The 25,086-nt window shown below is 42.6% G+C and carries 18 protein-coding genes; 6 read left to right on the plus strand and 12 right to left on the minus strand.

Annotated elements, in window-relative coordinates; translation table 11 throughout:
* Nucleotide 1 precedes the first annotated feature (1 nt).
* Nucleotides 2-823 carry a serine hydrolase gene (locus tag FGL90_RS02160; RefSeq protein ID WP_147656664.1) on the minus strand — a complete coding sequence of 274 codons (822 nt, stop codon included), beginning with the start codon at nucleotides 821-823 and terminating at the stop codon, nucleotides 2-4.
* Nucleotides 824-952: 129 nt separating this feature from the next.
* On the opposite strand from FGL90_RS02160, the gene FGL90_RS02165 reads away from it, so the two are divergent.
* Nucleotides 953-2,167, plus strand: a complete 1,215-nt coding sequence (locus tag FGL90_RS02165; RefSeq protein WP_147656666.1) for a DUF2075 domain-containing protein — start codon at nucleotides 953-955, stop codon at nucleotides 2,165-2,167.
* Nucleotides 2,168-2,247: 80 nt separating this feature from the next.
* Nucleotides 2,248-3,060 carry a hypothetical protein gene (locus FGL90_RS02170; RefSeq protein ID WP_147656668.1) on the plus strand — a complete coding sequence of 271 codons (813 nt, stop codon included), beginning with the start codon at nucleotides 2,248-2,250 and terminating at the stop codon, nucleotides 3,058-3,060.
* 93 nt (nucleotides 3,061-3,153) lie between these two features.
* Here the strand turns inward: FGL90_RS02170 and FGL90_RS02175 are convergent, their stop codons facing one another.
* The 6 genes from FGL90_RS02175 to FGL90_RS10360 all read right to left on the minus strand — a co-directional run bounded on the left by FGL90_RS02175 (nucleotide 3,154) and on the right by FGL90_RS10360 (nucleotide 13,331).
* Complete coding sequence (locus FGL90_RS02175; protein WP_010619531.1) at nucleotides 3,154-4,725, minus strand: MFS transporter; 1,572 nt, start codon at nucleotides 4,723-4,725, stop codon at nucleotides 3,154-3,156.
* Between the two features lies 1 nt (nucleotide 4,726).
* Nucleotides 4,727-5,275 carry a PadR family transcriptional regulator gene (locus FGL90_RS02180; RefSeq protein WP_010619530.1) on the minus strand — a complete coding sequence of 183 codons (549 nt, stop codon included), beginning with the start codon at nucleotides 5,273-5,275 and terminating at the stop codon, nucleotides 4,727-4,729.
* Nucleotides 5,276-5,454: 179 nt separating this feature from the next.
* Complete coding sequence (locus FGL90_RS02185) at nucleotides 5,455-11,142, minus strand: KxYKxGKxW signal peptide domain-containing protein (protein ID WP_147656670.1); 5,688 nt, start codon at nucleotides 11,140-11,142, stop codon at nucleotides 5,455-5,457.
* Between the two features lie 448 nt (nucleotides 11,143-11,590).
* Nucleotides 11,591-11,917, minus strand: coding sequence for a hypothetical protein (locus FGL90_RS02190; RefSeq protein ID WP_010619527.1), 327 nt, complete (start codon nucleotides 11,915-11,917; stop codon nucleotides 11,591-11,593).
* Nucleotides 11,918-11,972: 55 nt separating this feature from the next.
* Nucleotides 11,973-12,722 carry an SDR family oxidoreductase gene (locus FGL90_RS02195; protein ID WP_147656672.1) on the minus strand — a complete coding sequence of 250 codons (750 nt, stop codon included), beginning with the start codon at nucleotides 12,720-12,722 and terminating at the stop codon, nucleotides 11,973-11,975.
* A 21-nt stretch (nucleotides 12,723-12,743) separates the two neighbouring features.
* Nucleotides 12,744-13,331, minus strand: a complete 588-nt coding sequence (locus FGL90_RS10360; RefSeq protein WP_010619525.1) for a hypothetical protein — start codon at nucleotides 13,329-13,331, stop codon at nucleotides 12,744-12,746.
* A 137-nt stretch (nucleotides 13,332-13,468) separates the two neighbouring features.
* Between FGL90_RS10360 and FGL90_RS02205 the strand changes: the two genes are divergently transcribed.
* Nucleotides 13,469-14,029, plus strand: coding sequence for a cysteine hydrolase family protein (locus tag FGL90_RS02205; RefSeq protein WP_133278386.1), 561 nt, complete (start codon nucleotides 13,469-13,471; stop codon nucleotides 14,027-14,029).
* Between the two features lie 44 nt (nucleotides 14,030-14,073).
* On the opposite strand, the gene FGL90_RS02210 is transcribed toward FGL90_RS02205, so the two are convergent.
* Complete coding sequence (locus tag FGL90_RS02210; RefSeq protein WP_010619523.1) at nucleotides 14,074-15,492, minus strand: DHA2 family efflux MFS transporter permease subunit; 1,419 nt, start codon at nucleotides 15,490-15,492, stop codon at nucleotides 14,074-14,076.
* Nucleotides 15,493-15,497: 5 nt separating this feature from the next.
* Nucleotides 15,498-15,956: a MarR family winged helix-turn-helix transcriptional regulator gene (locus FGL90_RS02215; protein WP_010619522.1), complete on the minus strand. Its 459-nt coding sequence runs from the start codon at nucleotides 15,954-15,956 to the stop codon at nucleotides 15,498-15,500.
* Between the two features lie 215 nt (nucleotides 15,957-16,171).
* Between FGL90_RS02215 and FGL90_RS02225 the strand changes: the two genes are divergently transcribed.
* The 3 genes from FGL90_RS02225 to FGL90_RS02235 all read left to right on the plus strand — a co-directional run bounded on the left by FGL90_RS02225 (nucleotide 16,172) and on the right by FGL90_RS02235 (nucleotide 19,124).
* On the plus strand, nucleotides 16,172-16,543 hold the full coding sequence (locus tag FGL90_RS02225; RefSeq protein WP_147656674.1) for a LysR substrate-binding domain-containing protein: 372 nt from the start codon (nucleotides 16,172-16,174) through the stop codon (nucleotides 16,541-16,543).
* Nucleotides 16,544-16,642: 99 nt separating this feature from the next.
* Nucleotides 16,643-17,698 (plus strand): zinc-dependent alcohol dehydrogenase family protein, encoded by a 1,056-nt coding sequence (locus FGL90_RS02230; RefSeq protein ID WP_010619520.1) that lies wholly within the window; start codon nucleotides 16,643-16,645, stop codon nucleotides 17,696-17,698.
* Nucleotides 17,699-17,729: 31 nt separating this feature from the next.
* Nucleotides 17,730-19,124, plus strand: a complete 1,395-nt coding sequence (locus FGL90_RS02235; protein ID WP_010619519.1) for an FAD-binding oxidoreductase — start codon at nucleotides 17,730-17,732, stop codon at nucleotides 19,122-19,124.
* 60 nt (nucleotides 19,125-19,184) lie between these two features.
* On the opposite strand, the gene FGL90_RS02240 is transcribed toward FGL90_RS02235, so the two are convergent.
* The 3 genes from FGL90_RS02240 to FGL90_RS10545 all read right to left on the minus strand — a co-directional run bounded on the left by FGL90_RS02240 (nucleotide 19,185) and on the right by FGL90_RS10545 (nucleotide 25,044).
* Nucleotides 19,185-21,680: a leucine-rich repeat protein gene (locus FGL90_RS02240; protein ID WP_147656676.1), complete on the minus strand. Its 2,496-nt coding sequence runs from the start codon at nucleotides 21,678-21,680 to the stop codon at nucleotides 19,185-19,187.
* Between the two features lie 182 nt (nucleotides 21,681-21,862).
* Nucleotides 21,863-23,773 (minus strand): leucine-rich repeat protein, encoded by a 1,911-nt coding sequence (locus FGL90_RS10540; protein ID WP_187240427.1) that lies wholly within the window; start codon nucleotides 23,771-23,773, stop codon nucleotides 21,863-21,865.
* A gap of 173 nt (nucleotides 23,774-23,946) precedes the next feature.
* Nucleotides 23,947-25,044 carry a MucBP domain-containing protein gene (locus tag FGL90_RS10545; RefSeq protein ID WP_147656680.1) on the minus strand — a complete coding sequence of 366 codons (1,098 nt, stop codon included), beginning with the start codon at nucleotides 25,042-25,044 and terminating at the stop codon, nucleotides 23,947-23,949.
* Nucleotides 25,045-25,086 lie beyond the last annotated feature (42 nt).

Genomic DNA, 25,086 nt, shown 5'->3' on the forward strand with positions numbered 1-25,086 from the left:
TTTAATTCCTATTTAGTCGATTCACGACATCTTTTCCTAATCGATTCATTGCCTTATATTGTTTAGCCTGGTTTCCAGCCTGTGACATCACCACGACTGAATAGACCCCCTGCTTTGTTTTAAACAAGGTCGCATCATTTTGCACTCCTTTGGCTGGGTACTCACCAGTTTTGTTGTAAACCACTGCATGGTTAACCAACTTCGGCAGCTTACTGTGATTCCGACAGTGCCGGAGTAAGGTTAACATTTTGCCATCGTATTTTTTGCCGAGTAAGTCGTGACGATAAGTTTTAGTTAGAAAATTTGTTAAATCCGTAACGGTCGTATAATTATCACCATTTTTCAGTGACCCCAACATAAACCGTTTCAATATCGTGTGGTTAAACCCATATTTTTTTGCAGTGTTCGTCACTCGTTTAAATCCGCCCACTCGCCGAATCAGTCGGTTAGTTGCGGAATTATCGGAATAGCCAATCATTCTTCTCAAATCGGCATTCACCGATTTAGTCAACTTCAGCCGCTTTGATTTCGCCAACTGATATACCGTCAGCATAACGTACACTTTGATGGTGCTGGCTGAACGCTGCTTTCCGACTTTGTGATTGCCTGTGGTAACAGACAATTTGTCCCCTGACAAACGGGTAACTTTGACTGACCATTTACCGCCAACTCCCCGCATATCCCGCTTAATCAATTTGGTAATTGCCTGTTGTTGCTTCTTCGTTGAACTCGCATTAACCGTATTATTCCCCACTAAAGTTAACGTCAGCAACGTAACGACTCCGATTATGACGAACCGCGGCACCCATTTTTGTAACTTCATTTTAACTCCTCCTTGAGGATTCAATTATTATCCAAAGCAACGGTGGGTGCAACCAAGGATCTAGTTGCTTTATGAATTGATTTTGGCTTACCATTAACCCATCAATCAGAAAAGAGTTGTTCAATCGTTATGCAAGAATCTGTTAACCAAGCAATTGAGAAAATTTCGCCCTTCAAGGCGCTTTCAAACGAACAAAAGCAATTAAAAGAGACCGTTGAGAAATTCATTATCGCAAACTTGCACGCGGAGCAGCACGCCGTTTTCACGATTCGCGGAGACGCCGGAACTGGCAAAAGCGTCGTCCTGAGTCAGCTTTTCAACGATCTGCAAACTGCCGCAGCAAATGAGAATAGTCCCCTTTACCACACCAAAAATATCTTCCTGGTCAATCATCCTGAACTTTTAAAAGTTTACCAATCAATCGCTGGGGAATTACCCCACATGCTTAAAAAGAACTTTGACCGACCGACGACGTTTATTAATCGGGCAGCTAAAAAGGATGAACACTACGACGTTGCCGTGATTGATGAGGCGCACCTCCTCCTTTCGCGTCCCGATCGTTATAATAATTTTGATCAGGATAACCAACTGATTGAAATTATCAAACGAGCCCAAGTGGTTGTACTTGTTTTTGACGAGTACCAGGTCTTAAAAACAAAGAGCTTTTGGAATCGGGAACGACTCCAAAAAATCGTCGACCAGTACATTCATGCGGAGTACGACCTGCACCGCCAATTTCGAATGCAGGCCAGTCCTGAAATCGTTGACTGGATTAATGCGTTTATTCGCGGAAAGATTAAGCCAATGCCGCAGTCAACTTCTGGAAACTTCGACTTTCGCATCATGGCCGATGCTGAAAAAATGTATCAGCTAATTCGTCAGCATGACCGTGAAGACGGCTTGTCCCGGATTGTTTCGACGACTGGCTATCCATCTACCTTGGATGGTGGCAAACATTATATCGATGAAGGAAAGTTTCATTTGCCCTGGGATCAATATAACTACTCCAAAATTCCCTGGGCGGAAAAGCCAGAGACCATCAACGAAGTTGGCTCGATCTACACGGTCCAAGGCTTTGATCTAAATTATGTTGGCGTCATTTTAGGGCCGCCCATCGAATACGTTCCAGAAACGGACGCCGTGACCGTTAACTTAAACAAGGTCACAGATGTTGAGATATTCAAAAAGCGGCCAGACATCACGGATCCCGCAACTATTGTGCAACTCAAAAAGCAGCTAATTATGAATACACTAAACGTCCTCTTTAAACGCGGCGTCCACGGCCTTTACATTTATGCCAGTCAACCCGAATTAAGAGCCCGCCTAACAGAAAATAAGCTTTAATTACGAATGGCATCATTTAGCTGCTATTTGGCGAAAATAACGTATACTGTTGTTAATCTGAAGTCATTGGAGTGTTAGTGATGTCAAACAATCATGATGAACTCATGGGTCGCAGGGAACTGCGAAACCAGAAAAAGCAGCAAAAACAAACGTATAAATATGATAAAAAGGCAAACAAAAAGAGGAAACACCATCGTTGGCGGAAGTTCTTACTTTGGCTGTTGGTAATTGTCTTGGTGATTGTTGGCTTTAACGTTTGGCGCAATTCTCGTTCTGAATTAACCGGTTCATGGGTCGAAATCAGCAATGCTAATGGTGCAACTTACACCTCTGTCGATGATATTGACAGTCTGAGCACGCTAACCCTAACGAGTGACAAATTCACTTATACCCCTAGCAACGAGCAAACCAGTTCCGTCACCGGAACCTTCCAGGATGAGAGCTCGAATTCTCAAGCTACTTTTGATTCCGACGTAACGGGCTACACCCTTTCTGCAGATAGTGATCAGGTAACGTTCAACAGTAGTAAATCGATTACTGGTTTGGGCAATCAAACTACCGTGACCCTTGTTCGAAAGAACTCCTCAGAATACAAGCAAATTAAATCTAAGATTGAAGCACAAGCTGAAAGTAGCTCAAGCAGTTCAACAGCAGGCTCAAGTTCTAGCACCACCGCTTCCAAAGCAAAGGATAAAATTAGCAGTGACGTTTCCGGCATCAAGGACAAGATTGAAAGCAACTCGTCCTCAAGTGAAGAATCTTCAAGCGATTTTCCTAATGAGTCTAGCAGTTCAGAAAGTACCACCAGTGATGGAGAAACTAGCGATGGCACCAGCTTTTTAGATCAGATTAAGAACCAGATTCAGGGTTGGCTAAGTGAAGTGGGCAATTAGTGCCTTAACCAATTTAAAAATAGACTGATTCCGAGCATAAAAGAGGTGGCTCAACATCTGATTGATGTTAAGCCACCTCTTTTTGTCTAATTTTTAATTTTTCTTGTCTGTAAGGTCAATTCCTTCAACATGATTTTTTAGGAGAATAACAGCGCCAATCCCACCAACAATGACAATCCCCGCAGCTGTTAAGGAAACAGCTGAGAAGCCTTTGTCATAGGCGTTTACAACGACCTGTTGAAACGCCTTCGCAAATGGTGCCCGACTTAACCGTTCTGAAAATGCGATGCCATGACCAGAAAACGGTCCAGCATCGATTAACGCCTTTTTCAAGCCTGCTAAAGCTTGCGCCGGCATTTTAACACTTCCAAGATGGTTGCTTAAGTAGGCTTCATACTTTGAATCCTGAACGAGTCCCAAGCCTACCACACCAACCGTGGTACCCAACTGACGGAAAACATTTAGTAGACCAGAGGCCATTCCCATTTCACTCGGGATGACACCTTCCATCCCGGTTGTATTTAACAACGGATTGACCATTCCGTTTGTAATTCCGATTAAAACCATCCCCGGCCATATTGCCTTAAAGGATACCGCTGGGCCAACCGCTTGAGCCATCCAAATGAATCCGGCTCCACCGATAAACAGACTAGTGATAATCATCCATTTCTTTGAGTAGCGAGCACCCAAAATCCCAACGACCGGTCCTAATATCAGCGACCAGGCACTCATCACCAGCTGCCGGAGACCCGTTTGAACGGCAGAATAGCCAATGTAATTTTGCATTAGGGCGGTCAAATACGCGTTGTACGCGTACATTGCCGATCCCAATACAAAGGCCACCAGGATAATGCCGATAAAGTGAGCGCGTTTGAACATACTAAGATCGACCATTGGTTGCTTCACGTGCTGCTCAACAATGACGAATATAATCATGAGCACCACTCCGAGTAGTAGCCAACCCATAATTTGGAAACTGGTCCAATCCAGGTGGGGATGACTTTCTTTGACGATTAAGCCGTAAATAATGGCAAATATTCCACCTGCTGAGAGGACCATTCCTCCCAAATCAATTCGTTGACCCTTCCCGTAACTTGGCGTTTCCTTTACGTAAATAATCGTCATGATGACGGCAATAATTCCAACTGGTACGTTGACGTAAAAGATAGAGGACCAGCCGAAATTTTCAACTAGGAATCCGCCAATCAACGGACCTGACGCGGTTGAAATTCCCATAATGGATCCTAAAATTCCAAGTGCCAATCCCCGTTGCTTACCTTCAAAGTTCGACGCCACAAGTGCCATTGACAGTGACATCATTCCTGAGCCACCAATTGCTTGAACGCCTCGTCCAATATCAAGCACCAGTAAATTGGTTGCCATACCATTCACTGCTGATGCAATTACAAATAAAAACATGGATGCCACAAAAATTTTCTTTCGACCAAACATGTCCCCCAGTTTTGACGCAATCAGTAGCGTCACCGCATAGACCAATGTGTATGCGTTCAGTACCCACTGTAAGTTGGTAAACGTTGTATCAAAATCTTTGGCCATTGTTGGCAACGCAACGTTAACGACGGTGACGTCCAGCAATCCCATAAATACACCGAGACCCATCGCCGTTAAAGCTATCCATTGCTTAATTGATGTTTTCTTCTGCATGTTATTCTCCCTCATGTTCCAATTCTTGTCTGTATTCTTTAATCCAACTTTGTTTCGTTTGGCAAATGGAGGTACTAAGGTCTAGCGCTTTAACCGCCATTCTCAAAGAGGCCACGTTCCCATTTTTAGTTTGGATTTGTTTCCTCAAATGTGCCTGGTCTCGTTGATAAAGTGTGAGATCCGATTGAACTGCCGCCGCGTAATCATTCAGAATTTGTTGTTGGGTTTGCTTATCCACACCAACCATTCCCCGAAATTTAAAACGGTAGGTGGATTCTCGTTTGGCATCATTCGCGACAGGTAACCGCATGAGCTCTTGAAAATGTTGCTCACCCAGTTCGGTAATGTGGGCCATTTTCTTATTCCGCGGCTCCCCAGACTTTTCCGTCACCAAAATGTCGCCATTCTCTTCGAGCCGATTTAATAGCGGGTAAATGACGCCATTTGAAATTTCTCGACGGGGCACCAGACTACTTTCTAGTACCTGTCCAAGCTTATAACCAGACATATCCCGATTTCTCAAAATGCTCAATATTAGTAATTCGTACATCGTTTCCCTCCATATGTCGTTACGACTTATCGATTATAGGTCGTTCCGACATATTATGCAAGCTTTTTTCTCAAAAAAATAAGAAGACCTGTGATAGCGTCCTCTTAATACAATCTTTATTTATAAGCTTAACACTTTGAAAATTTTCTAAAGCCTGTCTGTCCTGCTTTTACCTCCCACTAATGTTGACGTTTCTTTTTTCCAGCTAATCCAAACAAGCTGAGAATTGCCATTAGGCTTAATCCAAGTATCGTCATTTCCTTATTCTGACTCTCATCGGTTTGAGGAAGTTTCTGGCTTGATTGGGCTGAGGATCCATCCGTTTTGGCTTGGTTAACACCATGCTCCATACGGGTTACTGCTTGATGAGTTGTTTGTTCTTCGTCAAGCTTAGAATGGTTTGATAATTTATCATCAACACCACTCGTGTTAGCAGCACTACTGTCCTTACCACTTTCACCAGTGTCATTGTCGCCTGGGATAGTGCTGTCTCCACCAGGATTAGAATTGTCGCCACTTTCACCTGGTTCGGAATTTACTCCATCTCCTGGTTCTGTAGTGGATCCACCGCCTCCCGTAACAGGATCAGCTATATAAGTGACCGTAATCGTTGTATTTTCAGGGACAACTCCTTGATCAGTAATAATTGCTTCTGGAGATTCCATCGCTACTTTGGCTATGTCCACCGTATATCCAGTTAAAGTTGGCGTAGTTACTTCATAATAAACGCCTTGAGGAGTCCACGCGGTCTTCCCAGTAGTCGTATTGGTAACTGCCTTGTACCAAACTTTTTCCACAACATCAGTTGGATTGAGTGTTCCGGCACCTGTGTAATGAATCGTTCGCGTAACAACAATTTCGTCAACTGTCGGATTACCGTTTCCCGTATTATGGTCGATATTGTCAGTTGGGGTGTACTTAATCTCAAATGACACATCAGTTGGCTGTGTGGTTGTCTCTGAAACGGCTGTTGCGTCACTATTGTCAGAGTAGTCAGCCGTAAAACCAGAAATAACTGGCGTGTTAACTACTGCATACTGGTTATTTGGCGTGTAGACCGTGGCTCCAGTGGCGAGATCAGTATCTGTGGTCCATGTCACATCACTGCTTGCTGAAACTGGCGTTCTTCCACCGGCTCCTATATACGTGGTCGTTAAGGTTGTGGTTCCAGTAAACCCATCCGGCAACGTTGTACTGTGCTTGTGAACTAAGTGAATTACCACGTTGTCATCTGTATTTTCTCCAGCTAACAACGTCGTTGTCACGGTCGCAGCCTGTCCATCTGCTAATTGATACCCAGTTGGAACGTCTGCCGTAACGGTTTCAACATCATCGGTCTTACCACTTAAAGTTCCTACGTCACCAACTGTGGCACCTTCCTTGTCATCATCAACGTAGGTCACTGTGGCACTCGCCTCACCGGCACTATACGTGATCATTTTACTGGTATCGGTTGGCGCAGTCGTAGTCACCGCTGTGCTCGTTACGTCACTATTATCATCAGCATCTGCGGTATAACCCTCAAGCACTGGTGTTTCAAATTTTTCATAATCACCACTTGGCGTATACGTAGTAACCTTGGTTACCTCATCAGTATCAGTGGTCCAGGTAATGCTACTTGTTTGACTGCCTGGAGTTTTAGCCCCCGCACCTTTGTAACTAGTCGTTAAGGTTGTGGTTCCAGTAAACCCATCCGGCAACGTTGTACTGTGTTTGTGAACTAAGTGAATTACCACGTTGTCATCTGTATTTTCTCCAGCTAACAACGTCGTTGTTACGGTCGCAGCCTGTCCATCTGCTAATTGATATCCAGCTGGAACGTCTGCCGTAACGGTTTCAACATCATCGGTCTTACCACTTAAAGTTCCTACGTCACCAACTGTGGCACCTTCCTTGTCATCATCAACGTAGGTCACTGTGGCACTCGCCTCACCGGCACTATACGTGATCATTTTACTGGTATCGGTTGGCGCTGTCGTAGTTACCGCTGTGCTCGTTACGTCACTATTATCATCAGCATCTGCGGTATAACCCTCAAGCACTGGTGTTTCAAATTTTTCATAATCACCACTTGGCGTATACGTAGTAACCTTGGTTACCTCATCAGTATCAGTGGTCCAGGTAATGCTACTTGTTTGACTGCCTGGAGTTTTAGCCCCCGCACCTTTGTAACTAGTCGTTAAGGTTGTGGTTCCAGTAAACCCATCCGGCAACGTTGTACTGTGCTTGTGAACTAAGTGAATTACCACGTTGTCATCTGTATTTTCTCCAGCTAACAACGTCGTTGTCACGGTCGCAGCCTGTCCATCTGCTAATTGATACCCAGTTGGAACGTCTGCCGTAACGGTTTCAACATCATCGGTCTTACCACTTAAAGTTCCTACTTCACCAACTGTGGCACCTTCGTCGTCATCATCAACGTAGGTCACTGTTGCGCTGGCTGGATCCCCTGTGTAAGTGAATACAATATTTTGTCCAGCTTCAGTCAATTCAACCGAATTATTGTCGCTCGTTAGTGTGTATCCTGAAATGGTTGGGGCTGATACTTCATCTCCAACAAATCCATCATCAACCGTAGTTGGATCATTTGGATAAATAGTATTGCTAATATACTCACCATCTTGATTAACAACATCAACAGTGTACGAAATCTTTTGTAATGTCTTAAGACTAATTTGCGAGGTTGATGTTACCAAAGCACCACTGGCATTGGTCGCAAATGTTTGAACAGCTTCCTGATGATAATCTCCATCATCCGTTGCACTAGTTACTTCAATTGGTAAGTCTGCTTTTACCGCAGAGCTGCCTTCTAGATTCGTGGTTTCAAGGACGACTGCTTTCACAGTTGACCAATCAGTAATTTGGTCAGCGGGAACTAATCCTAAACTATCAAAATCAGAGATGTTTGAGATGCTAGCAGTGTCTATAGCACTAGTACTATACAACAAAGTCCCATTATCGGTTGCATCACCCGCACCCGTCATTTGTAAATAAGGACCCACATTAAATACTTGATAGGCATTTGCATAGGTTATTGAAGAACCATTATTGATAAATAGTTCAACACTTCCATCTTTACCATTATTTAAATCAGTATTCTTGAAAGTAGCTGACGTGCCGGCTACATCGCTAGAATCATAGTTCAAATAGTCGCTATCTGCATCAGACTTAATACTTGCAACTGGATCAAACGTTTGTGGTATAGCAGTCTGCCATAATGATGACTTGTAATACGTATAAAGTGCACCATTATCAATGGTCCAATCCGTATCAGTTACTTGATCAGCCACATTAGTAAAGTAAGTAGTGTCACGATAGACTACTGAAACTAGATTTTCGGGAGAGGTAATAAAAACGTTTCCATTGGCCAAAGTAGGATCAATCGAAACAGTATCTCCAGCTACCAGGTTATTTTTTACAACATAGTTAGCAGTAAAGTGAATCAATGGCGAATCACCAGTGCCTGTCCAATCAAGTTCGTAAACTTCGCGACCATCTAAATCCGCCAACTTTGTAACCTTAACATCATTGTAGTCTGTGTCTGTAGTATCAAAAACAAATGGATTATCACTATCGAACACTGTATTGTCAGGCGCAACTACATAAACAATTGGTTCAAAAGGAGTAGGATCATTTTCTGCACCATTAAAGGTTGCCTTCCCCATATCAATTTTATAAGTTCCCGTAATCTTATCACCGCTACTTAAAACAGTAGAGGGTACGGTATACGTAATTGAGTCTGCACTTAATGCAGAAACCGGCACATTCGTAAGTGTCTGTGTATTTGAATTAGTTGCATCGGAAGTGTTATCAGTGACTGTATATGTCAATGTATCTCCCGAAGTCAAGCTACTACCATCATCATAAGTATCTGCCAATGATCCTAAAAGCCAAAGTGCATAGGTATAATTATTATTTTGAGCAAAAGTTCCATCTACACCATCACCAGGATCAAGTGCTGTCGACATCACGTTAATTGTCGCAATTCGAGCTGTATTGCCAAACGAATATGTGTCACCCATCCCGACTGTATCGGTATAAGTCTGCCCATTTATATCAGTAGCTGTAATTGTAAACTCTGTACCTGTTTTAAAATTACTTGAAGGAGCCTGGATACCGGTAATACTCATACCATCTGGCAACGTAACGGTATAATCAACTCCAGTTTCATAATTACTGTTATCTTTTACACTAATGTACCCCATACCACCTTTGTTGACGCCAGACGTGTCAGACCCAATCAAAAGGGTATTAGATTTGTTTTGACTCCCTAATATATAAGAGGTGCTATAGTTTTCTGTCGCTAAAGTGTCACTCATTGCAGTTGAAGCACTCGTTGTAATTGTTTGGCCCATGAGTGTTCCAGTTAACGTTGCATTTCCTGTGGCAGTAACCGTTCCAATAGTTCCATCTGCATAACTACCTGCTAAATAAAGATTAAAGTCATCTAAATAATCGCCGTCTGGTAAGGTCACCAAAATGTCACCACCTGTACCATCGGGTTGCGAAAAGATCAAATCACTATTCTTTGCCAAACCAGTAGTACCATTTTCTCCATTAGAAGAACTTGAAAGTAAACCAGAATCAGCCGTATTTAAAATAAAGCCTGCTGGCACAGGAATCGTAACCACCGCATTAGTAAGTTGGGTACGATACCCATTGCCCACTTGCCAGCCATTTCCATCATAATCTGCGGCTCCAAGTCGAATCCGATAACCGTATTCTTCTCCAGCAACAATATTAGGAGAATCTGCCTCAGTTGGAACAACCCGTTTAATTTCTTTAATGATTGAATATTGGGTTGGGTTAGTCAACGTAACCGCCATGCTATTATCTGTAACCCCATTCTTAGAAACTGTCACATCAACAACAGTCCCATCTGGAATTTGGGCCTGGTTTTGTTTAAGTGCAGATGCTGTTAAATCGACAATATCAAACTCCACTTTATAGCTCACAACTGCGGTGGTCGTACCATCATATGTAAAGGTAATTACGTTGCCATCTTGAGCACCGCCATCATCAAATCCCGTAATGTTAAATTCATCTGGTAGGGAAACAGTAAAAGAGTCCCCCGGATTAAAAGTTCCGCTAAAGGTTAATGTTTGAACTTCGCTTGGTGCTGGCTTGCTACCATTTAGCTCATCGGCATCTGCAAGATTAATCGTTGCTACCTCGGTGGTAACACCATTTAAAGCCACAGTAATAGACTGAGCCAAAGTTGTCTCATCCGCCAAAACAGCATCACTTAAAGTTAACATTCTCGAACTCGCCTTGAATACAGTCGCTTTAGCTGACTGACCGTCAAAGGCTACATCAACATTTGAGCTATCAGCTTTGATATCCGTATTATCAACAGCTTTTTTATCTATATTGTCCAGCGTATCCGCATTAGTATCAGCCTTTGTATCACTATTGGTATCAGACTTTACGTTTTCTGAATCAGATGTTGTTTTCTTTTCTGAAGTCGTGCCCGCATCACTGGAATCTGTCGTATTTTCATCGGCAGCTTTATTTTGTACCACACTTCCACTCTGGTTAGAAGATGAACCAGATTCTGTAGTTGAACTGCCAGCTGAATCTTCATTTTTTTCATCAGAAGAACTCGTTTTTTGCACACTAGATGAACTTGAACTAATAACCGCTGTATTCGATTCATTGTTTGATACCGAACTGTTGTTGGCCACTGAACTAGAAGATTCATTATTCATTTCACTTGTACTTGCATTTACATCTTGAGAACCAAAAAGAACCATCGACCCAAACGTCATAAGTGTAATCCCAGCAAACACCCATCTACGCCCTACTTTGTACATTTTGTAATGTTCTTTCACATCACTATTGGCTTTAACAAAATTGTTCCCTCTCAAATTTGTTACCCCCTAATTTTATATTCAATTTGTAGTTAATCCCTCTATAAATAAAAGATCATGTTAACGGTTTCATTATATAACAAAATAACAAATAATAAAACATTTTCAGCCTAACTGTTTGATTACAATTATCTACACCGACAATTAGTATATTAGCATTCAAAAGATAAAGCTAATCATATGTATAACAATTACGACTGGTTCATCTCATTAACAATAATCTGTGAAAGCTTGAAAAGGATGTCACCCAAATGGATGACACCCTTTTATTAGTATTTTTTCTAGTTCCAGCCTTTTACGTTTATTTTTCTGAACGATTCATGACAGGGAGAGCAAAGACGTCAGCCTGTTAATTCAATTGTGAAGACTTCAGTTAGCTCTGAATAAATTCATTACTACTTTTCCCTCATTTTCAGTAAACGTTCCAAAACGAGTCTTATTATCCCTACAGCCATAGCACCGCCAGCAAAACAGCATTAACGATTGCAGTTACCAATGGTCCAATCGCTTTAAACAGGCTTATTTTAATCCCAATAAGGCCATCAAGTAATTGCACAATAATCATGATAAGTGCTATCACCATCAAAGCAGGCGTTGATTTTATCAAGATAAGTCCAACCATTATCAATGCAATTGCGGTACTGCGGGATAACGCGTATTTGGCATTAGTCAAAGCAGTCTCAGGTTGAGCACTATGATAAGCGTCAATTGAAAAACCGAGGCTAACCAACGCGCTAATCAATGTAAATGCTGCACAAAGATAATAAGCCATTTTTTCTCCTATCTAATTAAACAGGAATCATTGCTATGCAACGATTCCTTTCGGTTTACCAAGGCAACGTTCCCTCATTTTCAGTAAACGTCCCAGTTACCTCATTATTTGGATCACTTGCCATTGCCACCACTCGAGCGGCCCCCTCTTCAACTTCCTGCATCCCTGGTATTTTAAGTGCATCGGCTGGGCGGCCTCCAAATCCCGTTGCAGTCCAGCCCGGATTAACCGAATTGACAGTGATGTTCGTATCGGCCAACTCCTTACTAAAGCAAATCGTTGCAAAGTTGACTGCCGCCTTTGAGGACTGGTAACCCAGTGAACTCACCTGATAGAAACGAGACTTTGGGTCACTGGCCAAGCTTAACGACCCCATATTACTCGAAAGATTGATAATTTTTGCCGAATCAGCCTCCCTTAATAACGGCAGCATCGCCTGCGTCACATCGATGAGACCAAAGAAGTTCACGTTATACTCCTCACGCATGACATCGGTCGACATCAGTGAAGGCTTTTGATGGGCATCGTTTGTCATCCCCGCATTGTTAATCAAAACGCTAAGGTAGCCATAGTCAGAATTAATCTTGTCTGCTGCCTGCTTGATACTCGTCTTATCCGTCACATCAATTTGAATTAAATCGACGTTCAACTTCAGTTTCTTCAACTCTTGGACGGCTTTCTCGCCCCGTTCCTTATTTCGAGAACCGAGCAAAACGTGCTGTCCTTTTTGGGCGAGTTCCTTCGACGTTTCAAATCCAACTCCTTGGTTGGCACCAGTAATAAGGGTCACTATTTCATTCGTCATTTGATTAAACTTCCTTCATTATTATAAATTTTTTTCGAGCAACCATTGTTCAGCTTGTTGATACAATTTTTTTATATCATCTGGTCGATCAATACCCAGTAACTCCTGACTGATTGAGCCACCAGCTGCCAATCTGACATAGGCTAAGAATTGATAGGATGGTCGAAACTTTTCCAGTTCTTTAGGATCGACATCCAAATGGGTTCCGGGGACAACTGGATAAAGATTATCACTTTCATTAATCGAAATCATTTTTGAAATTTTCCAGTCTTGTTCTCGTTTTTCTACATAATAGATTAAACGCCGAAATGATTCAATTTCCATTTGAACGCCCTTCACCATCATTCGCATTCTGGTGTTTGTTGGTAACTCAACGTAGGCTCGTTCGCCATTTTGATGAACAACGGGGGTGCTGACGCTGCCCACAATCGAAAATCGGGGATCGACTTCAGCAGGTTCTTGATTCAAAAAGGTGTCAATACTGCCACTTTGCCAGCTGGTCGCAACGGTTGCATCTGGGTAGTAGCAATCTGCAATCGCCGGATTATGTCTAACTCGGTACAGTCTTTCTCTGGCAACAAGTTCACTAATTTCCGCAATATCGTTCATGGATGAATTCCTCCAGTATTTGCTTAATGTGCTGACAATTATAGATTTATCAATGCCCTTTTTCCAGTAAAAATAGTGAAAATATTGTACAATGCTGTTAATGATAAAATTGCCTGAACAAAAATTTTGGAGGCTCAATTATGAGTGCAAATGAAGCCCTACTGATTATCGATTATACAAACGATTTCGTTGCCGACAAAGGCGCCCTAACTTGTGGTGAACCCGGTCAGAAAATTAATTCTCAAATTTTAGAACTCGCCAATCGGACACTGGCCGATGGTGGCTGGGTTTACCTTCCCACTGATGTGCATACCCCCAATGACCCCTACCATCCAGAAACCAAACTCTTCCCACCTCATAACGTCCGCGATACATGGGGCCGTGATCTATTTGGCTCATTAGCCCCCTGGTTTGATGCTCACAAGAATCATAAACGGGTTAGCCAATTTGATAAAACCCGCTATAGCGCGTTTGCGGGAACCGATTTAGACTTACGATTGCGTGAGCGCCACATTGATACCCTTCACTTAGTGGGAGTTTGTACCGATATTTGTGTGCTACACACGGCAGTCGATGCCTATAATCTTAACTACCAAATGGTTATCCATAAGCAGGCCGTGGCGGCGTTGACGCCCGCTGGAAACGACTGGGCACTGGATCACTTTGAACATGTGCTTGGCGCTAAGGTTGTTGACTAGAAATAAAAAATCGCCCTATCAACTTAAGATAGGACGATTTTTTATTAACGTTTACTTCGATTCACTTTCTGCTTCTCACCAAGGTTAACCGCATAAATTAGCATTCCAATTGCGACAATTACCAGCAAGGTCAAAACCAGCAAAGCGTTCCGCGAGCCAATCGCAGTCAACCTGGCCAGAGAACCATGACCCGATAACTGACTCATCGCAATGATGGCGGAAACGATTGAAGTCCCCATTGCGCCGGCAAATTGTTGCAGTGTATTTAAAATAGCATTCCCATCGGTCTGTTGGGCAGCATTCAGAACCGATAGACTATTCGTCATGATGTTTCCAAAGATAAGGCCAATCCCAATCATGTAAATCACATAAATCACTAGGATCGCCAGATTGCCCATATTCAGGGCTAGTAGCGTAAATAATGCCAGTCCAATCAGGACGATAAACACACCTGTGAAAATTGGCTTTTTTGCGCCAAGATTATCTAGTAACCGACCACTAATTGGCGACATGGCTGCCCCGATAGCTGCGCCAGGAAGAACAACGAGTCCGGCAATGGTGGACGTGGAACCATTCACTAACTGCATATAGTTTGGCAAAATAAATGAGAGCCCCAGTGACGCAACTTGTAAAATGAAAAAGGCGACCACGTGACCAGAAAATGAGCTGTTTTTCAGCACTCGGATATCAATAACTGGTTGAGAAATTCGCAGACTTCGGTAGACGAGGCCCACGAGTCCAATTAAACCAATTAGCATTGCACCGCCAACCGACAGGCTCATGAACGGGTGTCCTCCCATTTGGCTAAAACCTAGAATGAGCCCAATAAAGGTCACGAAAATGAGGAGAACGCTCAAGCCATCAACTTTTACCGCTTGAATCGTTGATTTTTGTTCAATCGTTTTTATTCCCATGAAGAAAGAAATAATTAGAATAGGAAGTAAAATAATAAAAATAAACCGCCATCCCAAGCTGGCAACCACCACACCACCAAACGTTGGCCCAATGGCTGGCGCAACGGCCGTAATAAGCGTGCCAATTCCCATCATTAACCCAAGCTTCTGCTGTGGCACTTGATCAATAATAATGTTAAACATCAAAGGTAGCGCAATCCCTGTCCCACAGCCTTGAATGATCCGACCTAAGAGCAGGACTGGAAAAATTGGCGCCACCGCATCTAAAATCAATCCTAAAATAAACAGGAGATTTGCTGTTATAAATAAAGATTTCATTTTAAATCGTTTTTTGAGTGTGGAAGATAACGGTACAATGATTGCAACGGTCAGCAGATACCCTGTCGTCAGCCATTGAACGGTACTAGTCGTCACCCCGAATTCTCGCATCAACGTTGGGAACGTAATATTCATTGCCGTTTCGACAATCACCCCACAAAAGGACATCAGGCCCGTAGCGATGACCGCCGCAATCACCTGTCCTCGAATTTTTTGATTCGTATTAATCATTTTAATTATCGATCTCCATTCTTCTTATAATTTTTACCAGCTTCGTCTTTTTTAAGAAACGTTAAAATTGAACTAAAAGCGCGCAATTGAGTAGGCGTAAAATTTGCTTCCAAACTATTTTGTTGAACCTCTAAGTAATCACCAACAACTTGAATAAGGTCTTGCGACTTGGCCGTTAAGTGGACCTCCTTCTGACGTTCATCAGCAGCCGACTTCGAAAGGCTAATAAGTTCCTTCTGAGCCATTCGCTGTAAAAGTGTGGTTGCACTGGATCGGCGTATTGAAAATTCAACTTCAATATCCTTTTGAAGGACAGACTGATTTTTCTGTCTTGCCAAAAAGTCGATTGTCGACAATTGAACGCCAGTCAATCCGTATGATGCCGCAAATGCATCTAAATGACGGCTCATCACGTTCGTTGCTTGCTTGGCTAATCGACCATAATTTAAATTAGTTTCTGCCATATGTTCTACCTCATTTCGTTAGGAAGCTAACGTTTTTATGCTATTCTCTTTTGCTAAAATATGCAAGTGTTAGTCGCCTTGACTTGAGGGATAGCAAATAAAAAATAGGACATAAATAGGCGTCAAGATTAGTCAATTTCAATACACTAATCTTGGCGCCTGTTTTTCTTAACCAGTATAATGTTTTAATTTCCCACCAAATACCGGAAATCCACTTGCACCGCCATAATCCAGTGGCTTTACATGCTGCAATATTTCCATATCTTCATCTGATTGGCCGTCCCTTAATTACCTCTGCTCAAATGAAACACCTCAGCAATTTTGATGAATGGAGTCATGATTTACTTGATCAGTTTAATTTTATTGGAACCTATAATTTGTTTTATAATGCGAGTCTACTAGTCAAAGCTGGCGCCGGAATTGCCCTTACCTACGAACATTTAATTGACACTGCGGGCGAGAATAGACTCGTTTTTCGGCCACTGAATCCGGAATTAACGGAACCTAATACATTAATTTGGAACAAAAGTCGTCGATTACCAAATGTGAGCCAATTATTCTTAGATACTCTGAAAAATTTGATTTAAATTCTGGATTATTTCAAATTCACAAAGTCGTTTAAATTGATTCTCCACCAGGAAAATTTTATGGTTAAGGTGTCACAATACAATAGAGGCGATTGAATAATGGCTGAAGCTAATGCTAAAATCACAGATTTACCAACAACGATGAGAGCCTGGCAGGTTACCACGCCTGGTCCGATTGATGGTGCTCGTTCCCCATTAGAATTTATCACCAAACCAGTTCCAACTCCGGCAGCTGGTGAAGTTCTTGTCAGAGTGTTAACGTGTGGCGTGTGTCACACCGACTTGCACGTATCTGAAGGTGACCTTCCCGTTCACCAAGAACACGTAACCCCCGGACACGAAATTGTGGGCGAAGTGGTGGCCACGGGACCACAAACTAGTCGATTTAATTTGGGAGCACGAATTGGGGTTCCCTGGTTAAGATGGACGTGTGGCGTGTGTCATTTTTGCCGCTCGGGTCGCGAAAACCTTTGTCCAAATTCAAAATATACTGGCTGGGATCATGATGGCGGTTACGCTGAATACGTCACGGTTCCTGAAGGATTTGCTTATCACATTCCTGATCGATTTGATTCGACAACAGCTGCACCTCTCCTTTGTGCCGGCATTATCGGTTATCGTGCTTTTCGCCGGGCAAACGTTCCCGCTGGTGGTCGGCTTGGTTTATACGGCTTTGGCGGGTCCGCCCATATCACGGCTCAAATTGCACTGGACCAAGGAATCGAAGTTCACGTTTTAACCCGTGGCAAAGATTCCCAACAATTTGCTCTGAAACTGGGCGCAACTTCCGCAAATGGCGCTTATGATTTACCACCCGTCAAGCTGGATTCTTCCATCATGTTTGCCCCAGTTGGGGACATTGTGCCTAACGCGCTTAAGGGCCTTGCGCCTGGTGGCACTTTGGCATTAGCCGGCATTCACTTAACCGATATCCCAGAGCTGAATTATCAGCAACACATTTTCCATGAAAAAAACTTGACCAGTGTTGAGAGCAATACCCGAAAGGACGGGGAAGAATTTTTGCGGTTGGCTGATCGATTAAACATTCAACCAACCACAACCCCCTACGCCTTTGATAAAGCAGATGAAGCACTTCGCTTTGTTAAAAAAGGTGATATCACAGGCGCTTGTGTTCTCCAAATTGGCCAAGATTAAATTGGCGACCTAAAAAGAAAGAAGTCATGAAATGTTATTATTTTCTGAGTACTCAAATGATGAAAAACTTCATTATTTAAAAGAACAGGCACCACATGCCGAAATCCACGTTAACGATGAGACAAGTGAAAAGCATGGTGCAAATGGACGCGCTGCTAACTCTATGGCGGGAAAACTCCTCGCCTACGTTGAAGTCCAGGACGTTGACGATATTAAAGGAACTTTGAAGGCAGCCCGCAAATTTCATTTGCCCGTCATCCCTCAAAGTGGTGATACCTCAACCGTTATTGGTGCTGACGGCATTGACGATGGGATTATTTTATCAACTGCTAAATTAAATCACATCAAAAAAATCAGTCCAGATGATGGAATTGCGATTGTCGAACCCGGCGTTGTCAATGGTGATCTCGACCGCGAAGCTCGCAAACAAGGCCTATTTTATGCACCAGATCCTGGATCAAAGCCCATTTCGACAATTGGTGGAAATGTCGGTACCAATGCTGGCGGCATGAGTACCGCAAAATACGGTGCTACTAAGGATTCAGTTCTTGGATTAAAAGTTGTATTGGCGGATGGCCGCGAACTTAGTCTTGGTGGTCGAACCTATAAGCAAGCATTCGGCTACGATTTAACGCAACTGTTTGTCGGCTCTGAAGGAACTTTAGGAATTGTCACTGAAATAACGGTCAAACTTTTCCCAATCCCCGTTGGTCAGCCGGTTACTGGCGTTGCGTTTTTCAAAAATATGGCTGCACTCGCCAAAGCCGTTCGCGATCTTCGCATGTCTGGGATTGCCCCAGTAATGTTGGAGGCGCTAGATAGCAAAACCGTTGCTGCACTAGATGAATACGAAAATACCCACTACGCCAGCAATGATGCTTCAATGCTCATTTTTAAATTGGATGCTGGTGGTCAGGAAAGCCTCGATATTGCCCAAAAGATCCTATCTGATGATGTGGCAACTAACGTTCAGTTGACAACGAATCCTGAAAAGGCTGCCGAATTGATGAAGCTCCGCCAAGATATGCTTCCAGCGGTCTTTGCCCATGGAAATCACATCATGGAAGATATGGCCGTTCCCCTTTCCAAACTCGCCGAAATGATGGATTACATTTTACAGGTTGCGGACGAGCTAGACGTCGACATTTACACTGCCGGTCATGCTGGTGATGGCAACGTGCACCCAAGCCTACTGTGGCCAAAGGATCAGCCAGAACCACCTGTCAAAGTGCTTGAGGCAACTCGCCGTTTGCTTAGCAAAACACTCGAACTGGGTGGAACCATTTCCGGTGAGCACGCTGTTGGGATGTTGAAAAATCAGTGGACCAATGCGGAATTGGGATTTGATGTAGATGAAATTCAGCATGCAATTAAGCATTTATTTGATCCAATGGGAATTCTAAATCCTAAACGAAAGATTAATTAACTAGACGCAAAAATCCTTAACACCAGAAATTAAATTCTGACATTAAGGATTTTTTGATTTCTATTCTTCTTTGGAACGTTTCTTAAATCCAATTAAGCCTAATAGACCAATCATCATACTCAACCCGACACTCACTAGTTTATTTGATGTTGAGTCATTTGTTTGTGGGAGGTTTGTTTCTGATGATGCTTGTTCATGTTTAGTTGTATATTTTGTTTGCAGCTTCATTGCGTAGTGACTTGAAGCCGATTTTTCCGTTGTCTTTGTTTCAGTAGCTCCAGGTTCATTTGTTGGATCCGAAATTCCTGGATTAGGTTCTCCAGGCAATACTGGAGTTTCTGGTTCCGTTGGCGTCTCTGGAACTTCTGGCGTCGTTGGGGTTTCAGGAGTTGTCGGAGTTTCTGGTGTTCCTGGCTCAGCTGGTGGGGTCACCGTCCCGCCACCACTGGTTGAGGCTACTATGTGTAAAATGGCTGTTTGCGATAGGCCACCAACTGTAATTGTAACTTGGTAGTCACTTGGTGTATTCCAATCAACACCCTCAAAAGTAGATGTGGCTGACTGACTGACATCTTTACCATCTGAGTCAGTAGCGCTGGTAACAAAGTCAGGTGCTGTGGCATGGGGATCGCCAACGGTGTTGGTGACGTCGTGGACGACTAAGGTTGGTTGTGCAACGACTGTGACAGTAATCGTTTCATTCTCTCGAATGTCTGAATCAGGCATAGCTAGGTAATCCGGACCAGTAAAAGCAAAACTATAAGTAATTTGATATTTACCTGGCTTTGAGGTATCAACCGTCCCATCAACGACTGTTCCGTCAGGATTAGTTACAATGTTCCCATCATCAACCTTCCCAACAGTAATTGCACTATATGGTATAGATTTTTCAGCCCAAACTGGTTGATTTTGACTATCTACTCCATTAACAACATACAAAGTACCACTGTCATAGTTTTCACTTGGGTCCCAATCATCACCAACTTGTATTGTAGAGTCATGTGCAAAAAGATCGTACAACCCAATTGCCCAAGTGCGTTGAAGAATCATTTGGCCCGTAGCATCATAATAAACAATATTTGTTATGAAATGGGAAATATTCGTACCATCCGCATTATCTGCGGGTAAAGTGTATTCATTATCACTAAACTTAACATTGTCGGTAGAAGTTACATATACTGATAAACCGGTTGCGTTTGCAACTTGCACTGACATAATGTTGGGGTCAAGATGTATGTGCCCATGAGTCGCGAGTGGTAGAATACCGTTCGATTGTATATTGTTATACAGCGGCGTAACAGAATAAAAGGATTCTAAACCATCATAAGAAAAAATACCACTACCGGCGTTGACAATATTTCCTTCCACTTTTACCCCTGTGAGGTTTTCATTGTATCCAAAGGCACAATCACCAATTGTTGTCACATTAGCCGGAATTGTCAAATATTCACGGCTATTAAGATCGGTGGTTAAATCGTTTCCCCAAAAGGCATATGCTTCAATACTCGTCACATTTTCTGGAATTGAAATCGTAGTCAAACTATTATACGTAAATGCGCGATCACTAATTGAAATTAGTCCTTTTCCTAGTACTACACTTTGTAATCCTACACTAGGTGAATCAGCAGAAGTAGGAGCTTTTTGACCAAAAGCGCTAGTATCAATTGTAGTGACACTATCAGGAATAACGATGCTCGTAAGGTTAGGTGTGTTATAAAAAGCAGACAGCCCAATTTCCTTTAGATGTTTTGGTAAGACAACACTTTGGAGTGCTGTTTGATTTGCAAAAGCATTTGTACCAATAATAGTGACATCCATTCCGTTAATTGTGTCAGGAATAACAATATTTGTTGCCGTTCCCGTATAACCCCAGATAGTTAATTCTCCGTTACTATCATCAAAAGTAAAGTCGGACTCTGGAGTTGGGACATCAGTTGTAACATTTGCTCCTGTTGTATCATCTACTGCCGTTGCATTGAACATCTGTGTTGCCATTTTACTTGATTTTGGTAAACTCGTTTCTTTTACTAAAGTATCATTGCTGTTAGTTTGTTCATTGTCTGCAGTATCTTTTGAGTTAATATCTGGAACCGGTACGTTTGGTGCAGGAGTTTCTGGCTTATCTGCCTCAGCAGCCTCATTGTCTGTCTTGACAACAGTTTGGTCTGTATCCGCCTTTGGTGCTTCATTTTCAGCTTTCTGACCAGCTGCGTTTGATCCTGTTTCATTAGTTGCTGGTGTTTGAGCTGCACCTTCACTACCTGTACCGACATTGGCATCCTCATCAGTGGCAGGCGTTGTGGTAGCAGGTGTATCTTTTCCTGAATCAGTTCCTGTTAATACCGCCTCTTTCACACTCAAATCATTGCTCGTGCTTGCCGGAGCAGCCTCCGTTTGAGGTGTACCTGTTCCTGTATCATCGGTTGCCGCGCTGGCACTATTAGCCTGCGTTGATAATCCTAAAACACCAGCAGAAAAAAGCGTTACCCCTGCTATAATCCAACCCTTCTTGGATTTATACATTTTGAAATGCGTTTTCTTATCCCAAATATTCATTTTTTATTCCCCCTAGTTTTACAACTTCAATTATACCAAATATGTTCATGAAATCACTTATATTATACTGAGAATTATGTGCATTTGCTTACATTTTAAAAATCACGTTTACGCTTACAAGTTTAAATACCCCAAAAATAAAACACCTTCGTTATGAAGGTGTTTTAACTACCTATAAATAGCTACTCTTTTCTTTTCCGTCTGAAGCCTAATAACCCTACCAAGAACATTAGAACTCCAATCATCGTAAATGAATTTGTTTGACCATCATTTGTTTGTGGCAGTATTGATGCCTTGACGACTTTCTTTACACCACTCGCTTTAATCTGTTTATCTTGTTCGTTAGTCGTATTTGAAGTTGATTGAGATGATGTGCCACCGGTATGAGCAAATATCATTGAAGGCCCAGCGGTAGTCGTGCCAGAATCCTCACCGGAACTTTCTGCCGTACCTGCACTTCCTGGAGACGTCGATATTTCCGAATTCCCTGGTACTACGGGACTTTCAGGAGTCGCAGGCGTTTCTGGAGCCTCTGGGATTGTTGGCACTTCAGGGGTAATTGGTGTTTCTGGCTCAACGGGAGGTATCACGACGGGTGGTGTCGGCGTTGTCCTTCCACCAGGTGCAACTAAAGTAAGCCAAGCATCTGCAGAAAGCATGTTATCGTATGCTTTTATCGTTATTTTATAAACTCCTGGTTTTGTTAAATCGAGTTCATCTAAATTGGAAGATACATGTGATAGCGGGTCTTCAATATTCGGTATGCTAATAGAAACAATGAAATCCTCAGTTGATAAGTTATCAGTATTGCCAACGGTTCGTGTTATGTCTCGTGCAATAAGAACTCCCAAGAAGACGCTGATCGTTCGTTGAAATTGTACGTTACCACCTGAGTCTCGGTATGTTGCAATAAAAGAAAAGCTATCTAAAGTTGGATCGGTCACCCTAAAGACATCATTTTCAAAGATTACCCCTGAATCCAAAACTTCGACACTTCCAACTTGCATTTCCCCGCCAACGGTCAGTGTTATGAAGTTGCCATCTAAGGCGAATGAAAATTCAGGATCAGCGGTAAAGTTTCCATAGTTTTGAAAATTACCATAAAGCGCAACAGGCGAGCTTAGTACCTGAAGTTCATTGTTGGCAAAAATTCCTTCACCAAACTGATAGGTTTCCCCTGAAGTCTCTAAAATTTCAACCTCAATTAACTGATTATCCTTAAAAGCGTTATCCCCAATTTCTCTAATACTCTTTGGTATCGAAACCGTTATTAGCTCATTATCTTCAAAAGCAGATTCACCAATGTAGGTAACACCTTCTGGAATGACAACACTAATCAAATTTTTTCTTTTAAATGCTTCGTCGGCAATTCCCAAAACTTCAATGTCTCTAATAACATTAGGAATTTTAATATCTTGATAACCTTCAGAATTATCAAATTCTGTTATTACACCCTCATCATTAATTGTAAAAAGTGCCTCATCTGGCACAACGGTTATCCTTGCAGTAGCGCTTTTTATTTCAGTCGAGGTATCCATTGTAGAGTTTACTGACTCCATCTCCACGTTTTGGTCATTATCGGTATCGCTATGAGCCGTATCCACCGATGATTGGACCTCAGTATTAGCTTCTACGTCAGAAGCCACCACAGCATCAGCTACCTCAGTTGTATTTGAAGATACAGGCGCCTCGGCCTCCAAATTAGTTGGCGTTTCAGCTACGCCACTCTTCTCGGTTTCAGTCGAATTTTCGGGAGTTGGAGTTGTTTCAACAATCGTGGATTGATCTGCAGTCGTTGTGCCAGAATGATTCGAATTTCCGGTCGTTTGGGAAGCTTCAGTCGCAGTTTCAGTGACTTCTGAGCTCACGGATTGTACTGGGCTTTCATCTGCGGTTTCCACATTTGACGTCGTACTCGTACCTACAGCCACCGTAGCCACCTGTTCCGTCGTCGGCTCCGTTGACGCACTGGCACTTTCTGTTTGCGCAGAAAAGCCAATTAATCCTGCAGAAAACAACGTAACTCCAGCAATAATCCAGCCCTTCTTTGCTTTATACATCTTGAACCGTGTTTTTTTCTCGCAATTCGTCATTCCAGTTCCTCCTGTTGGGTACAAGTCTATTTGTCGCAGGGGTCGCTCGCAGTCCATCTCACAACTTATCATTTGGAAGCGTTTACTTACCTAATTATCATTGCATAATTGCTTAAAATTCGTCAAAAAAAATGCACCTTTAGATTAAAGGTGCATTAACTGTTACTTGCGGTTTAGTTTTCTTTTTTTCGTCTAAATCCTAGCAAACCAACGATAAACAGTAGGATACCAATTATCGTAACTGGTGTTTCCTTCACATCATTTGTTTGCGGAAGTATTGCTGCCGAAGTCATTTTGAGCTGATTATTTTGTTTTAACTTTGCCTCTTCACCGTTTGAATCACTAGGATTCTTGGGCTCTGCTACCGTTCCTGGATTTGCTGGCGTACTTGGTGTTGGTCTAGGGTCATCTGGTTCTTCAGGATTGCTTGGCACAACTGGGTTGACCGGTGTTTCCGGATTTTCAGGAGTCGTCGGTGTTTCGGGCGTTGTTGGCGTCTCCGGAATGTTTGGGGTGGTGGTTCCGCCATCTACGGCCGTATAAATCAGCGTAATTTCAGTCAACGCCGATGTCAATTTCCCAGCTAACGCCCCGTGCGCTTCTTTAAACGTATAATTGCCAATCGTCTTTTCAGGAGTCACTTGATACAAATTGCCAATATGCCCATTTTTGATTGTATCGGCCTTGATTGAATTTCCTTCGTCGTCAACATAATGCACAATCAGTGTTGCTTCATCCACCGCTGGCTCTTGATGAACATCGTACCTTGCCGTCACTTCATACGTATGGATGTTCTTCCAGGTTGCGTAAAGTGCAAGGGCATCATTATACTGCGTGTTTACTTCTTTGGATTCACTCGTGAGGTAAGGATTATCAGTTCGCCAATCATCCACATACCCTGGTCCCCAAACAGCATCAAGATCATAGGTCCAATCGTTCAACACCTTTGCATAAAACTCGGCCCTAGTCATTCCAAGCGTGTCGTAGAGTGCCCGAGTTTCGATGGGTTCCGTTGGAGCATCCAAATTAATGAACAAGTTGCTTTCAGTGATATTCCCCCTCGCACCCTGAACATAATAAGTTTCAATTGGAAAATTATCAAACGTAAAATCATAGTGATTATCCCAGCCATCAGTCGTAATCGTTTTATTGTGAATATCAAATACAACTCGATTCGGTTGGTAATATTGCGTCCCATCCGTCTGAATTTCGTATAAATCTGCACCTTCGATATTGAAATCAGTTGTCTTACTAGCTTCACCAAAAATCATGGTAGCGTCAAGAATCTTGTGTAAATGAAATGCCTTCGTACA

Source organism: Secundilactobacillus malefermentans (assembly GCF_008033155.1).
In the GTDB taxonomy this organism is placed as follows: Bacteria; Bacillota; Bacilli; order Lactobacillales; family Lactobacillaceae; genus Secundilactobacillus; species Secundilactobacillus malefermentans.